The 14,979-nt window shown below is 42.6% G+C and carries 15 protein-coding genes, 1 tRNA gene and 1 riboswitch; of the genes, 15 read left to right on the forward strand and 1 reads right to left on the reverse strand.

The features are described 5' to 3' along the window. The first annotated feature begins 98 nt into the window (after positions 1-98). The 7 genes from codY (at position 99) to ACTQWB_RS13970 (ending at position 7,686) form a co-directional block, all read left to right on the forward strand. Positions 99-884: a GTP-sensing pleiotropic transcriptional regulator CodY gene (gene codY / locus ACTQWB_RS13940; protein ID WP_118579172.1), complete on the forward strand. Its 786-nt coding sequence runs from the start codon at positions 99-101 to the stop codon at positions 882-884. 436 nt (positions 885-1,320) lie between these two features. After that, on the forward strand, positions 1,321-1,605 hold the full coding sequence (groES, locus tag ACTQWB_RS13945) for a co-chaperone GroES (RefSeq protein ID WP_441502652.1): 285 nt from the start codon (positions 1,321-1,323) through the stop codon (positions 1,603-1,605). Between the two features lie 40 nt (positions 1,606-1,645). Beyond that, positions 1,646-3,271, forward strand: a complete 1,626-nt coding sequence (gene groL, locus ACTQWB_RS13950) for a chaperonin GroEL (RefSeq protein WP_441502653.1) — start codon at positions 1,646-1,648, stop codon at positions 3,269-3,271. 116 nt (positions 3,272-3,387) lie between these two features. Next, the gene (locus ACTQWB_RS13955) at positions 3,388-3,894 is read left to right on the forward strand and encodes a DUF6106 family protein (protein WP_441502654.1); all 507 of its coding nucleotides are present in this window, start codon (positions 3,388-3,390) and stop codon (positions 3,892-3,894) included. A gap of 82 nt (positions 3,895-3,976) precedes the next feature. Further along, positions 3,977-5,434: an IMP dehydrogenase gene (gene guaB, locus ACTQWB_RS13960; RefSeq protein WP_441502655.1), complete on the forward strand. Its 1,458-nt coding sequence runs from the start codon at positions 3,977-3,979 to the stop codon at positions 5,432-5,434. Between the two features lie 109 nt (positions 5,435-5,543). After that, positions 5,544-5,626, forward strand: a riboswitch (ZMP/ZTP riboswitch). 102 nt (positions 5,627-5,728) lie between these two features. Continuing rightward, complete coding sequence (locus ACTQWB_RS13965) at positions 5,729-6,442, forward strand: IMP cyclohydrolase (RefSeq protein WP_441502656.1); 714 nt, start codon at positions 5,729-5,731, stop codon at positions 6,440-6,442. Between the two features lie 59 nt (positions 6,443-6,501). Further along, positions 6,502-7,686 (forward strand): phosphoribosylaminoimidazolecarboxamide formyltransferase, encoded by a 1,185-nt coding sequence (locus ACTQWB_RS13970; RefSeq protein WP_441502657.1) that lies wholly within the window; start codon positions 6,502-6,504, stop codon positions 7,684-7,686. 199 nt (positions 7,687-7,885) lie between these two features. Here the strand turns inward: ACTQWB_RS13970 and ACTQWB_RS13975 are convergent. After that, positions 7,886-7,958 (reverse strand) — tRNA-Gly (locus ACTQWB_RS13975). 229 nt (positions 7,959-8,187) lie between these two features. Here ACTQWB_RS13975 and ACTQWB_RS13980 point away from each other — a divergent pair. From ACTQWB_RS13980 to ACTQWB_RS14015, 8 genes are all read left to right on the forward strand, one after another. After that, the gene (locus ACTQWB_RS13980) at positions 8,188-9,102 is read left to right on the forward strand and encodes a 3D domain-containing protein (protein WP_441502658.1); all 915 of its coding nucleotides are present in this window, start codon (positions 8,188-8,190) and stop codon (positions 9,100-9,102) included. A gap of 197 nt (positions 9,103-9,299) precedes the next feature. Further along, a complete protein-coding gene (locus ACTQWB_RS13985) occupies positions 9,300-9,998 on the forward strand; it encodes a polysaccharide biosynthesis tyrosine autokinase (protein ID WP_441502659.1) in 699 nt (232 codons plus the stop codon). Between the two features lie 91 nt (positions 9,999-10,089). Continuing rightward, entirely contained in the window at positions 10,090-10,821 is a 732-nt protein-coding gene (locus ACTQWB_RS13990; RefSeq protein ID WP_441502660.1) for a CpsB/CapC family capsule biosynthesis tyrosine phosphatase, read from the forward strand. A gap of 72 nt (positions 10,822-10,893) precedes the next feature. After that, on the forward strand, positions 10,894-11,625 hold the full coding sequence (locus ACTQWB_RS13995) for a YveK family protein (RefSeq protein ID WP_441502661.1): 732 nt from the start codon (positions 10,894-10,896) through the stop codon (positions 11,623-11,625). Between the two features lie 57 nt (positions 11,626-11,682). Beyond that, positions 11,683-12,456: an immunoglobulin-like domain-containing protein gene (locus tag ACTQWB_RS14000; RefSeq protein ID WP_441502662.1), complete on the forward strand. Its 774-nt coding sequence runs from the start codon at positions 11,683-11,685 to the stop codon at positions 12,454-12,456. Between the two features lie 76 nt (positions 12,457-12,532). Continuing rightward, positions 12,533-13,453: an LCP family protein gene (locus tag ACTQWB_RS14005; protein WP_441502663.1), complete on the forward strand. Its 921-nt coding sequence runs from the start codon at positions 12,533-12,535 to the stop codon at positions 13,451-13,453. A 96-nt stretch (positions 13,454-13,549) separates the two neighbouring features. Beyond that, positions 13,550-14,107, forward strand: coding sequence for a phosphatase PAP2 family protein (locus ACTQWB_RS14010; RefSeq protein WP_441502664.1), 558 nt, complete (start codon positions 13,550-13,552; stop codon positions 14,105-14,107). Positions 14,108-14,280: 173 nt separating this feature from the next. After that, positions 14,281-14,976 carry a GTP pyrophosphokinase gene (locus ACTQWB_RS14015; protein WP_441502665.1) on the forward strand — a complete coding sequence of 232 codons (696 nt, stop codon included), beginning with the start codon at positions 14,281-14,283 and terminating at the stop codon, positions 14,974-14,976. The last annotated feature ends 3 nt before the right edge of the window (positions 14,977-14,979 follow it).

A 14,979-nucleotide genomic window follows, 5' to 3' on the forward strand; every position in this document is an offset into this window, starting at 1 on the left:
TTGAAAAATAGTAAAAAATAGCTTGTAAATAGTTCGAAAAACGTGTAGTATTAAGCTAACAAGTGAAAATAACGGAACAAAAGCGAAGGGAGGACAAAATGAGCGTTCAGTTACTTGATAAAACAAGAAAAATCAATAAGCTTCTGCATAACAGCAGTTCCAGTAAGGTGGTTTTTAATGATATCTGCCAGGTCCTGATGGACACCTTAAGCTCCAATATCCTTGTCTTAAGCAAGAAGGGCAAGGTGCTCGGCGTAAGCTTCTGCCCGGGCGTTGAGGAAATCCAGGAGCTGATAGCTGATGAAGTGGGCGGCCATGTTGACCCTCTTCTCAATGAAAGATTCTTAGGTGTTTTATCAACCAAGGAGAATGTGAATCTTCAGACACTGGGCTTCGAGCACGTTTCCAGCAGCTATCAGGGAATCATCAATCCCATTGATATCGCAGGGGAGCGTCTTGGAACTGTATTCATGTACCGCAAGGACCGTCCATATGATATTGAGGATATTATTGTCAGCGAGTATGGAACGACAGTAGTAGGGCTTGAGATGATGAGAGCTGTACATGAGGAGAATGCTGAGGAAGACCGTAAGAAACAGGTTGTGAAATCTGCGTTTAATACCCTTTCTTTCTCTGAACTGGAAGCAATCATCCACATTTTTGATGAGCTTGACGGAGATGAGGGAATTCTGGTTGCCAGCAAGATCGCAGACAGGGTGGGAATCACCAGGTCTGTTATCGTAAATGCGCTCCGCAAATTTGAAAGCGCAGGAGTTATCGAATCCCGTTCGTCAGGTATGAAAGGAACCTATATCAAGGTCCTGAATGAAGTGATTTTTGATGAACTGGAAGAAATTAAGGCACAGAGAAATAAAAAAGCCTGAGATATACTAGAGGCTTTTTCAAACACAGAACTGTTTTTCGAGAAATTGGGAAACAGTTCTTTTTTATGCTATAGGAAATTCCGTTGGAATTCCCTATAGCATAAAAAGCCCTGCCGGGCAGGATCGCACTGCGGCGGAAAGGTAGATGTCGCTTATAGCGACCCGCCGCAGGCGGAGAATCCTGCAAAGCAGGATTCTTTCTTGTGTAATAGATGCAGCATGAAGCAAGATAAAAAGTTTTAGAAAATTATTAAAGTGAGAAAAAAGAAGAAAATAAGAGAATATAAGAGCATATAAAAGAGTATACTTAAAAATACAACAATGAAAAGAGTTGCACAAAAGCCAATAATTCAATAATATAATGAACAGTGATTAGCACTCGGCAATAATGAGTGCTAGTAAAATAGAAAAGCAATTCTAAAGGAGGACATAGATCATGAAATTAGTTCCATTAGGTGACAGAGTTGTATTAAAACAGTTAGAAGCAGAAGAGACAACAAAATCCGGTATCGTTCTTCCGGGACAGGCACAGGAGAAACCACAGCAGGCAGAAGTAATCGCTGTAGGACCTGGCGGAGTAGTAGATGGCAAAGAAATAAAAATGGAAGTTGCTGTAGGCGACAAGGTTATCTATTCCAAATATTCAGGAACAGAAGTGAAGCTTGACGGCGAGGAATATATCATTGTAAAACAGAGTGACATTCTTGCAATTGTAAAATAAGTTTTTGAAAACAGATTTAAAATCAGGAGGATGATTGATCATGGCTAAAGAGATTAAATATGGCGCAGAAGCCAGAACCGCATTAGAGGCTGGTGTAAATAAACTTGCAGATACAGTCAGAGTAACACTTGGACCGAAAGGAAGAAATGTTGTACTTGACAAACAGTTCGGTGCTCCGCTTATCACAAACGATGGTGTTACTATCGCAAAAGAGATCGAGCTTGAGGATGCTTTTGAGAACATGGGTGCCCAGCTGATCAAAGAAGTTGCTTCCAAGACAAATGATGTAGCTGGTGATGGTACCACAACTGCTACCGTACTTGCACAGGCAATGGTTCACGAGGGAATGAAGAACCTGGCAGCAGGTGCTAACCCGATCGTTATGAGACGTGGTATGAAGAAAGCTACAGACGCTGCTGTAGAGGCTATCAAGAACATGAGCCAGAAAGTAAGCGGAAAGAAACAGATAGCAAACGTTGCATCTATTTCTGCTGGTGACAAAGAGGTTGGAGAGCTGGTTGCAAATGCAATGGAGAAAGTTTCCAACGATGGTGTTATCACTGTAGAAGAGTCCAAGACCATGCACACAGAGCTTGATCTTGTAGAAGGTATGCAGTTTGACCGTGGATATATTTCCGCATATATGTCAACTGATATGGAAAAGATGGAAGCAACTCTGGAAGATCCATATATCCTGATCACAGACAAGAAGATTTCCAACATTCAGGAAGTTCTTCCATTACTGGAGCAGATCGTGCAGGCTGGTGCGAAACTTCTTATCATCGCTGAGGATGTTGAGGGCGAGGCTCTTACCACTCTGATCGTTAACAAGTTAAGAGGAACCTTCCAGGTAGTAGCTGTAAAAGCTCCTGGTTATGGTGACAGAAGAAAAGAAATGCTTCAGGATATCGCAATCCTGACAGGTGGTACTGTAATCTCTGATGAGGTTGGTCTGGAACTGAAAGATGCTACAATGGCTCAGTTAGGACGTGCAAAATCTGTTAAAGTTGCAAAAGAGACAACCGTTATCGTTGACGGTATGGGAGACAAAGAGGCAATTGCCAACCGTGTTGCCCAGATCCGTGCACAGATCGAAGAGACAAAATCTGATTTCGACAGAGAAAAACTTCAGGAAAGACTTGCAAAACTGGCTGGCGGCGTAGCAGTTGTACGTGTTGGTGCAGCTACTGAGACAGAGATGAAAGAAGCAAAACTCCGTATGGAAGATGCTCTTGCAGCTACCAGAGCAGCAGTTGAAGAAGGAATCATCGCAGGTGGCGGATCTGCTTATATTCACGCTTCCAAAGAAGTTGCAAAACTTGCAGCAAACCTTGAGGGAGACGAGAAGACTGGTGCAAACATCATTCTGAAAGCACTGGAAGCTCCACTGTTCCGTATCGCAGCAAATGCTGGTCTTGAAGGAGCAGTTATCATTAATAAAGTAAGAGAGTCTGATCCGGGTGTTGGATTCGATGCTCTGAACGAGAAATATGTAAACATGGTAGACGAGGGAATCCTTGATCCTGCAAAGGTTACAAGAAGTGCTCTTCAGAATGCAACAAGTGTTGCTTCTACTCTGCTTACAACAGAATCTGTTGTTGCAAACATCAAAGAGGATGCTCCGGCAATGCCAGCAGGCGGCCAGGGCGGCATGGGAATGATGTAATTCCTGTAACAGTCTGTTACAGAATGTTTAGATTTTATAAGGGTCGGTGTCATAGACGCTGGCCCTTTTCTGTGCTATACTAAATAAAAATCTGAGAAACAAAGGAGAAAAGTAATATGAGCGATTTGTATTCAGAACTGCTTGTGAAGAAAGAGCGGACGATGAAAGACAGACTGGTAAAGGGCGGAATCATTGCGCTGATCGCACTTCTGGTGCTGGCCGGCCTTTTTATCATGCCGCTGCTTCTGATCGTAGCCCTTGTACTTGGTGTCTGTGCGTATCTGTTCATTTTTCCGGGAACAGATCTGGAGTTTGAGTATCTGTTTGTAAACGGAGAGCTTGACATTGATAAGATCATGGCGAAATCCAAGAGAAAGAGAGTAAAAAGCCTGAATATCTCCGAATGTGATATTATGGCACCTCTTAATTCCCACAGAATGGACTATTACAACAGCAACCAGAAGCTGAAGGTACAGGATTTTTCTTCCGGAAACCCAGAGCACAAGCGCTATGCGCTTATCTGCCGTGATGGTGCTGATACCTGTAAAGTGATTATTGAGCCAGATGAAACATTGGCAAAAACAATGAGAAATACTGCTCCTAGCAAAGTATTTTTAGACTAATTTACTAGATTGACACACTTTTACTTTTTTGTTACACTAATCTACAAACCAAAAGTTACTATAAGACAAGGGAGGAAAAGCAATGGGTACTATCATTGGTGAAGGTATTACTTTTGATGACGTCCTTTTAGTTCCGGCGTACTCTAAAGTGATCCCGAATCAGGTCGACGTTTCAACTTACCTTACAAAGAAGATTAAACTGAACATTCCCATGATGAGTGCAGGAATGGACACCGTTACTGAATACAATATGGCGATCGCCATGGCGAGACAGGGCGGTATCGGTATCATTCACAAGAACATGTCTATCGAAGCACAGGCTGACGAGGTGGACAAGGTTAAGCGTTCTGAGAATGGTGTTATTACAGATCCGTTTTTCTTATCTCCGGAGCATACACTTAAGGATGCCAATGATCTGATGGCGAAATTCCGTATTTCCGGTGTCCCGATCACAGAAGGCAAGAAGCTGGTAGGCATTATTACCAACCGTGATCTGAAGTTTGAGACAGATTTCAGTAAGAAGATCAAGGAGTCCATGACATCCGAGGGACTTATCACTGCCAAGGAAGGGATTACCCTTGAAGAAGCGAAAGAGATTCTTGCGAAATCACGTAAAGAGAAATTACCCATTGTAGATGATGACTTCAACTTAAAAGGTCTTATCACCATCAAGGATATTGAGAAACAGATCAAATATCCGCTGGCTGCAAAGGATGAGCAGGGACGTCTTCTCTGTGGTGCTGCTGTTGGTATTACTGCTAACGTGCTGGCCCGTGTAGACGCACTTGTGAAGGCCAATGTAGACGCTATCGTCGTAGACTCCGCTCATGGCCATTCTGAGAATATTCTCCGTACTGTACGTGAGATTAAGGCTGCATATCCGGAACTGCAGGTTATTGCAGGTAATGTTGCTACCGGAGCTGCTACCAAGGCACTTATTGATGCTGGTGTAGATGCAGTTAAGGTTGGTATCGGACCTGGTTCTATCTGTACGACCCGTGTAGTTGCCGGTATTGGTGTACCGCAGATCACAGCTGTTATGGATTGCTATGAAGTAGCGAAGCGCTATGGCATTCCGATCATTGCAGACGGCGGTATCAAGTATTCTGGAGATATCACCAAGGCAATCGCAGCCGGAGCTAATGTTTGTATGATGGGAAGCATGTTCGCAGGATGCGATGAGAGCCCGGGAACCTTCGAGTTATACCAGGGAAGAAAATACAAAGTTTACCGTGGAATGGGATCCATTGCAGCTATGGAGAATGGAAGCAAGGACCGTTATTTCCAGGAGAATGCTAAGAAGCTTGTACCAGAAGGCGTAGAAGGCCGTGTTGCATACAAGGGACACCTTGAGGATACTGTATTCCAGCTGATCGGAGGTCTTCGTTCCGGTATGGGTTACTGTGGAGCAGAGAATATCGAAGCTCTGAAGCAGAATGGTAAATTCGTTAAGATTTCTGCTGCATCCCTGAAAGAGTCTCATCCTCACGATATCCATATTACAAAAGAAGCACCAAACTACAGTGTGGATGACAAATAAGAATGAGATCAGAAAGGCCGTCTTTTTAGATGGCCTTTTTACAAAAAAATTTTATAAAGAATAAAAAAATTTCCATCTTGAAATACAAAAAGAAATAATGTAGTATAAAAAAGAACTGCATGACTGGCGGATCGTGGGACTACCCACAGGGAGTGCAGGGATTCATTTGTGCCGACCGCCTGGGCAGCCTGGAAGAAGGGCTTCCCAGGCGTTTTTTTATGTAATAGGAAATTCCGTTGGAATCTCCTATTATATAAAAATTATTCTAAGGAAATCTGAAAGGAGAACATCTGCATGGAAATGATAGCACTGGACAAAGAACTGAGGGGAAATTCATACCCTGGAAGAGGAATCATTATTGGACGCAGCGCTGACGGAACCAAAGCCGTTACCGCATATTTCATTATGGGAAGAAGTGAGAACAGCCGTAACCGTGTGTTTGTAGAAGACGGCGAGGGAATCCGTACACAGGCATTTGATCCTTCCAAGCTGGTAGATCCAAGCCTGATCATTTATGCACCTGTCCGTGTGCTTGGAAATAAAACAATCGTGACGAATGGTGACCAGACAGATACCATTTATGAAGGAATGGATCAGCAGCTTACTTTTGAGCAGTCCTTACGCTCCAGGGAATTTGAGCCGGATGGTCCTAACTATACACCACGTATTTCCGGAATCATGCATGTGGAAAACGGATCTTATAGCTATGCAATGTCAATTTTAAAGAGTAATAACGGAGATCCATCTTCCTGTAACCGTTATACATTTGCATATCAGAACGCAAAAGCAGGAGAAGGACATTTCATTCACACTTACAAATGTGATGGAAATCCCCTTCCAAGTTTCGAGGGCGAGCCAAAGCTGGTTCAGATCCCGGACAACATGGATGAATTTGCAGCGATGCTTTGGGAAAATCTGAACGAAGATAATAAGGTTTCTCTTTTTGTTAGATATATTGATATTGAGACAGGAAAATATGAATCAAAGATCATAAATAAAAATCATTGATAAAAGCTGATACGATCTGGTAAGAGACAGATTCTACGTGAGAAATGGAGGAAAAGTAGATGAAAGAATTAGAATTAAAATATGGCTGCAATCCAAATCAGAAACCATCTAAGATCTATATGGAGGATGGAAGCGAACTGCCGATCAAAGTACTTTCTGGAAGACCTGGATATATCAATTTCCTGGATGCTCTTAATGGCTGGCAGCTGGTACGGGATCTGAAAAAAGCAACCGGGCTTCCGGCGGCAACTTCTTTCAAGCATGTTTCACCAGCCGGGGCGTCTATCGGACTTCCGCTGAATGAGACACTTGCAAAAATCTACTGGGTAGATGACATGGATTGGAAAAATTTTTCTCCGTTAGCCTGTGCATATGCACGTGCCAGAGGTGCAGACCGTATGTCATCTTTTGGAGATTTTATTTCTCTTTCGGATGTATGTGACAAAGATACTGCACTTCTGATCAAGAGAGAGGTTTCCGATGGTGTGATCGCACCAGGATATACAGATGAGGCACTTGAAATCCTGAAACAGAAGAAAAAAGGAAATTACAATGTAATTGAAATCGATTCGGAATATGTGCCTGCTCCATTAGAACATAAGCAGGTCTTTGGCGTCACTTTTGAACAGGGAAGACAGGCGCTTGCAATTGATGACGAACTGATTTCCAATCTTGTAACTGAGAATAAAGAATTATCCGAGGAAGCAAAAAGGGATATGAAGGTTTCCCTGATCGTGTTAAAGTATACACAGTCCAATTCTGTATGCTATGTAAAAGATGGACAGGCAATCGGTGTTGGTGCAGGACAGCAGTCAAGAGTACATTGTACCCGCCTTGCCGGACAGAAGGCTGACAACTGGTTCCTCCGCCAGAGCCCGAAGGTGCTGAATCTTCCATTTAAAGATACTATTTCCAGAGCAGAACGTGATAATGCCATTGATGTTTATATCGGCGAGGAATATATGGATGTCCTGGCAGATGGAAACTGGGAGAAAACCTTTACAGAGAAGCCGGAAATCTTTACAAAGGAAGAAAAGAGAGCATGGCTGGATCAGATGACAGATGTAACGTTAGGCTCCGATGCATTTTTCCCATTCAGTGATAACATTGAAAGAGCACATAAGAGCGGTGTTAAATATATCGCACAGCCAGGCGGTTCTGTAAGAGATGCAGATGTGATCGATACCTGTAACAAATACAATATGGTAATGGCATTTACAGGAATCAGACTGTTCCATCACTAAAGCGTGTCTGAGACAGATTTTTGGAGTGATTGACTATAACTGCCAGTAGAATAGAGAAGGCTATTTATAAAGAAAATAAGCTCTGTGCAAAACCAGAAAAGATGAGAGACGTTTTGCACAGGGCTATTTTTGTTTGTGGTAAGAATCAAATTTTATACACTGGACAGAAAAAAGCTCCGATCAGATCGGAGCCATCAAGAGCGATAGACGGGGCTCGAACCCGCGGTCTCGACCTTGGCAAGGTCGCGCGTTACCAACTACGCCACTATCGCATTTCCCTATTTCATCTGGTTGTTTCAGATGTATAATAAATTTTACAGTATAATTGTCCGTTTGTCAAATGTTTTTTTGAAATAAATCTGTTTGGCTGTAAACAGTAATAAATGTGAAAAATTTATAAAAGCGTGGACAGGGTTTGAAATAACAAAGGTGCTGTGCTATGATAACAAAGAGTAGGGGATTTATTGCAAATAGAACAAACCAGTTAGGAGATATAGATCTATGAAGAAAAAAATAATGATAATGGTTTTGTGTGTTTCCACACTGATGACTGTTCCTGTATTTGGAGAAGAAAATGTCTCTTCACAGACGACAGATACAATACAGATTGACGAATCTGAAGTAACTGCAGTTCAGGATACAGTAACCATTGCTGTGGATACAGATGTATTGGATTATCCGGGAAGAAAAGAGGGGAATGTGATCGGTGAGGTATTAGCGGAGGATGAAGTCACCCGTACAGGAACTATTTCGGATATCTGGAGCAGGATCCTTTTTGAGGATGAAAATGGAGAACAGCAGACTGGCTATATTCCTACCTCCGTGCTGGAGGGCTATGAAGAGGAAGATACAGAAGAAAATGTGGAAGCCGGAATCATACATAAAAGCAGCGGAAAGGGGATTTTTGCAGATGCCGTAGATGGTGTGACTCTTACAGGCGGAGATGAGGGAATTCTGGTGGGAGATGTTGTTACAGCATCAGCAGACAGCGCCCTTCGTCCTCTTGGTACATTTAGGATCACCCACTACTGTCCTTGCAGCATCTGCTGCGGGCCATGGGCAAACGGCGTGACATCTACAGGTTCTACAGCAGTTACCAATAGAACCATAGCAGTAGACCCCACAGTTATCCCGTATGGTTCCAAGGTCGTTATTGACGGACAGGTGTATATTGCAGAGGACTGTGGAGGCGCGATCAAAAATAACCGTATTGATATCTATGTGGGAAGTCATGCCGAGGCAGAAGAAAAGGGAGTGTACGAAACAGAAGTTTATCTTCTTGAAGAAGGCAAGTCCTCCGAAGAAACACAGTCTTCAGCGGAAGCACAGACTTCCAGGGAAGTCCAGTCCTCCGGAGAACCCCAGGAACTTCAGGAAGAAAACACAGATGTCCAGGCAGAGAATCAGGGAGAGTAAGCAAAAAGTGTAAAAAGCTGTGAAAAGTTTGTGAAAATTTGTATAGAATAAGTAGCAAATTCTACTAGCCAATAGTTTCTATCTAGTGTATAATAACTAAACGGATATTGCCCGAAAGGGCAGTATCCGCTAAAAAAGCCCGGAAACAGACCGGCAGATACTACAGTATATCAAATAGATAAGGTGAAAACAAAATTATGGTAAAAGTTAAAATTAGCGATTGGAAAGCTGATTCTTCTATGGACGAGGCCTATAAGGCACTTCGTACGAACATCCAGTTTTGCGGAGCTGACAAAAAGGTCATTGCATTTACAAGCTGTACCCCCAATGAGGGAAAGAGTAATGTAACTTTCCATCTTGCAGCATCCCTTGCAGAAAGCGGTAAATCCGTGCTGTTAATTGATGCAGACCTTCGTAAATCCGTACTTATGGGTAGAGTTCAGGTGGAGGAAGAGGTGAAGGGACTTACCCATTATCTTTCCAAACAGGCGAAGCTTTCTGATGTGATTTGTGCAACAAATCTTCCGAAGTTTCATATTATTTTCTCTGGTGTTATTCCGCCTAACCCGGCAGAGCTTCTTGGAAGCCGTTTATTTAAGGATATGATACGCCTTGTAAGGGATGTATATGATTATATCATCATTGATACGCCTCCTCTTGGCCGTGTGATCGACTGTGCTGTTGTGGCAGATTCCTGTGATGGTACTGTGATCGTAATTGAGTCAGGAAGCATCAGCTACCATTTCGTCCAGGAGATCAAAGGCCAGCTTGAGAAGACGAACTGTCCGATCATTGGGGCAATCCTGAATAAGGTTGATACCAAGGAATACGGAAAGTACGGTAAGTACGGCAAATATGGTAAGTATGGCAAATATGGAGAATACGGCAAGTACTGATTTTTTTGTAACAGAAAATTACGTTGGAATCTCTTATTACTTAAGCCGGTTTGAAATAATTGGAATACAAAGATAGAAATGGACGAAGAGAATGAAAGGTATTTATGATATTCACTGTCACATTGTTCCAGGAGTGGATGACGGAGCGGAGAATCTGAAAATGTCGGTCCGTATGCTTCAGAAGGAATATGAGGATGGTGTGCGTAACATAATTGCTACCCCTCATTTTCGATACGATATGTTTGAACCCTCCCTGGAGCAGGTTAAGAAGCAGTTTCTTCGTGTAAGGAAAGCAGCAGGGGAAATAGGAGAAGAGGGAATTCAGATGTACCTGGGCTGCGAGCTTCATTCCAGTATGGATATGACAGATTGTCTGAAAAAGGGAGAAAGACTGACGATGGCAGGCTCCCGCTATGTACTGACAGAGTTTCGCACTTCTGATGAGAAATCCTATATCCGAGAGAGAGTGCAGGCACTCATCCGCAGAGGCTATTATCCGATCATCGCTCATGTAGAACGTTATCACTCTGTAGTGAAGGCAGGTCTGGATTTCATAGACGAAATGAGAGATATGGGAGCTTATATCCAGATGAATGCAGACAGCATTATAGGAGAAGACGGATTTACAGTTAAGCGATTCTGCAAGAAGGTTATTAAAGAAGAGCTTCTGGATTTTGTAGGCTCAGATGGTCATGATATGGCGAAACGTACACCGCATATTGGCAAATGTTACGCCAAAATTGAAAAAATGAAGGGGACGGATTATGCAGATATGATTTTTATCAGCAATCCGGAATGCATTATAAATAATGAAAGATTTTAATGAACATATATTAATAAATCTGGGAAATTTATAGTTTAGTCAATGAAAATTACAGGGTAACGGAGAAGAAGAATGGAAAATCAGGTTACAAATAACGATGAAATTGAAATCGATCTGGGTGAGATTTTTCACCTGATCCTTAGCAGACTGGGAGTCATTATTCTTTCTGGTATTATTCTGGGAGTAGTGTCCATTATCGGAACGATGCTTTTTATCACTCCACAGTATGAATCAACCACGAAGATCATGGTATTGAACAAGCAGGACAGCAATACACTGACCAGCGCAGATATGCAGACCAGTACACAGCTGACCAAGGACTATGCAGAGTTAATTAAGAGCCGTACTGTTCTGGAAGGCGTGATCGCACAGCTGAATCTTGATATTACTTATCAGCAGCTGCTTAGCAAGCTGACGGTAGAGACTTCTACAGACAGCCGTATTGTGACAATTATCGTATCTGATGAGGATCCTTATACTGCAAGTGAAATGGCAAATGCGATCCGTGATATGGCAGCAGAGCATATTCAGGCAGTTATGGATATTGAAGCTGTTAATGTAGTAGACAGCGCGAATATTCCAAGTGAAAAAGCAAGTCCAAGTCTTGCAAAGAATGGTGTGATCGGTGGACTTTTAGGCGTGATCATTGCGATGGCTGTTGTGATCATTATTTATCTTACAAATGACACTATTAAAGTGGAAGAAGATGTAGAACGCTATCTGGGACTTTCTGTTCTGGGAAGTATTCCATATTCTGAGAAGGAATCCAGATCCAAGAAACAAAAGTCAAGAAAACGTCACTGAAAAGGGTTACTGGGCAGAAGATACAGTAATTTATAATGAGTATAAGGAGCATCAGATATGCGGAAATGGTTGATCGTTTTGATGGCAGCAGTGGCAGTAGGAGCCACAGTCATTCTGGGATGGCTGTATATGGGCGAGGATCGCAAAGGACCGGAAATCACCATTGCTGACAGCAAAAAAGATAGTTATACGGCAGATATGACCACAGCAGAGCTTCTGGAGGGCATAAAAGCTGTTGACGAGAAAGATGGAGATGTGTCTGACAGTCTGACTGTTGAGAATGTGTATCCAAATGAGAAAGGCGATGAGGTTACGGTTGTCTATGTTGCGAAAGACAAGAGCAACAATGTAACAAAGGTAACTTATCACATGACATCAGATGGTATTCTGCCAGGTTCCACTTTGGCAGGCCAAGAGGATTCCATGGAGGAATCCGTGGCGGAAAGCACAGATCGTTCAGAAGAAGATTCCGATTTACAGGAGAACTCAGAAGAGGCTTCCGAAGAGGAAACTGAGGAGACGGAACAAACGGAAGAAGAGAAGGCCCAAGAAAGAGAAGAAGCGAAGATTGACCAGTTGAATCCCCAGGATCCACGGTTCTATCTGACCACGTATTATGTGGAGATTGAAAAAGGAACGCAGATCGACAGACTGAGCTATGTAAAAGACATTGAGGATGACAAGGATGCTACGAATGAGCTTTACCGTAAGATCCAGATCACAGGGACTGTTGATGTGAATACACCAGGCACTTATGAATTGACCTATTATGTTGTAGACTCTAATGGAAATGCTTCAAACGGTGCAGTACTCACAATAGTAGTAAAGTAAAGGATACTGTTCACACAAAACTACGCGAGATATTTTCGTGTATAACTGCGATAGTTGTATATACAGGGAGTGAAATATGACGAAATTCTCTACATGGAAAAAAGGGCTTATTTGTCTTGGCGCGGTAATGTTGCTGGAAAGTCCAGTAGTTCCGTTACAGACCACATATACCGTGAAAGCACAGGAAACAGCTTCAGAAACAGATACCAGTAATATCAAAAGTATTCTGCTTATCGGCCAGGATAAGAGAGAAGGGGAATCCAGACAGCGTTCTGATTCCATGATTCTTGCCACTTTGGATAAAGATAAGGGAACGATCAGTCTGACGTCTTTTATGAGAGACCTTTATGTTTCCATTCCCGGGTATTCCAGTACACGTATTAATGCGGCTTATGCGTATGGCGGCATGGATCTTCTGGATCAGACACTGGAAGAGAATTTTGGGGTAAAGATCGACGGAAATGTAGAAGTGGATTTTGAGGTCTTTCAGGTACTGGTAGATAAAGTGGGAGGAATTGACCTGGAGCTTACCCAGGCAGAAGCGGATTACATATGTGGCCGTGACCAGAGTGTCCTTTATCCCCAGCCGCTTCGGACAGACTGGAATCTTCAGGCAGGTGTGAATCATCTGGATGGGGAGCAGGCTCTGATCCATGCACGTAACCGTTCCATCGGTAATTCAGATTACCGGAGGACCGAAAGACAGCAGGAAGTACTTATGGCTGCTTTTGCTAAGGTAAAGGACTTAAGTGTTTTTAAAATCGCCGGACTTATTAAAGACATTATGCCGTTGGTAACTACAGACCTTTCGCTGTGGGATATGACTGGGTATGCTATGGATGTGATGAGTATAGGTACGGATGAAATTGCATCTTACCGTATTCCAGAGGACGGAGCTTATACACCGCAGACAATTGACGGCATGCAGGTACTGGTACCGGATCTTGAGCAGAACCGGGAGTACCTTCAGCAGATCTTGTATCATGCTGGGGAATAAATAGATGATCTGGCTTTCAGGCGGTTCGATAATACGAACCGCCTGTTATGTTATAGTGGCTTGTTGAATTATAGTGTAATAGAAGGAGTAAGGTACATGGAAATATTGGAATGGATCCACACGATTGATGCGCAGATATTGCTTTTTATACAGCAGTATTTAAGAAGTGATATGGTGACCTGGTTCTGGAAAGGAATCACGTTTCTTGGTGATGGGGGATGGTTCTGGATCGTTCTGGCGCTTGTTCTTCTGATTTCCCCAAAAACCAGAAAAGCAGGAGTTACAGCTGCGTTGGCACTGGCAATTGGTTCCCTGGTAACCAATCTGGTACTGAAAAATGCAGTAGCGAGAATAAGGCCTTATGATGCAGTGGAAGGCCTTATCCCTCTTGTAGCTAAGCTGAAAGACTATTCCTTTCCGTCAGGCCATACTTGTGCCTCATTTGCATGTGCAGTTGTATATTACAAAATGTTTCCTGGAAAGCCGGGGAAAGCTGCAATTATTCTTGCTGTTCTGATTGGTCTGTCCAGACTTTATGTGGGGGTTCATTATCCTACAGATGTTCTGGCAGGAGCGTTGATCGGATGGGCCAGCGCAGCAGTCGCTGTATATCTTACTGCCTATTGGGAAAAAAGAAAAATAAAGGCAGAGTGATTTTACGTTGATTTTACCTTTGCCAGATAATTGGCCGATATTTTACATGGTATCATAATGGAAGCCTGTGCGCTATCTATAATAAGTCATGCAAGCATGACTTATTCATAGCTGCCGCACAGGACTTTCATAGTAAATTAGAAGACCATGTGAAGGAGAAAGCAGATAAAAATATGAGCGAACATAAAAAAACAACAGAAATTCAGGAAAATAAGAAAGAAGATATAAAAGAAGGTATCAGGGAACTGGAGCAGATCGCGGCAATCCGGAAAGATATGGAGAAAGACCAGTACTATCTTCTCTGCCAGTATGCGATCGGGATTTTGGAAGCAAAGGCTAAGATCATAGATGAACAGCTTTCCATGAAATATGGAAGGGAAATCATGAGAGGATTCAGTGGCAGAGTGAAATCTCCAGAGAGTATTTATGCCAAGCTTGTGAGAAAGGAGCTTCCTACTGATCTGGAGACAGCACGAAAGAAACTGAATGATCTGGTCGGTGTAAGAATTACCTGTCTGTTTCTGGATGATGTATATGAAATCGCAGAGATCCTGAAAAAGCAAAGGGATATTACTCTGGTAAAAGAAAAAGATTATATCGCGAAACCAAAGAAAAATGGATATATGAGTCTTCATCTGATTGTTGACATTCCCATTTATTTCGGCGATAATTTTCTTAGTAAACGGGTAGAGATCCAGATTAGGACTTTAGCCATGGATTTCTGGTCTGTATTGGAATATCAGCTGATGTATAAGAGAAATGTTTCAGGTGCAGAGAAGGCAGCGAAGGAATTGAAGAATTATTCAGAAGAAGTGGCAGCTCTGGATGAGAAAATGATGAAGCTGAGGAATAAAATAGATAAAATTTAAGGG

The sequence above is a fragment of the Blautia sp. HCP3S3_H10_2 genome (genome assembly GCF_052122375.1).
Lineage (GTDB): Bacteria > Bacillota > Clostridia > Lachnospirales > Lachnospiraceae > Blautia_A.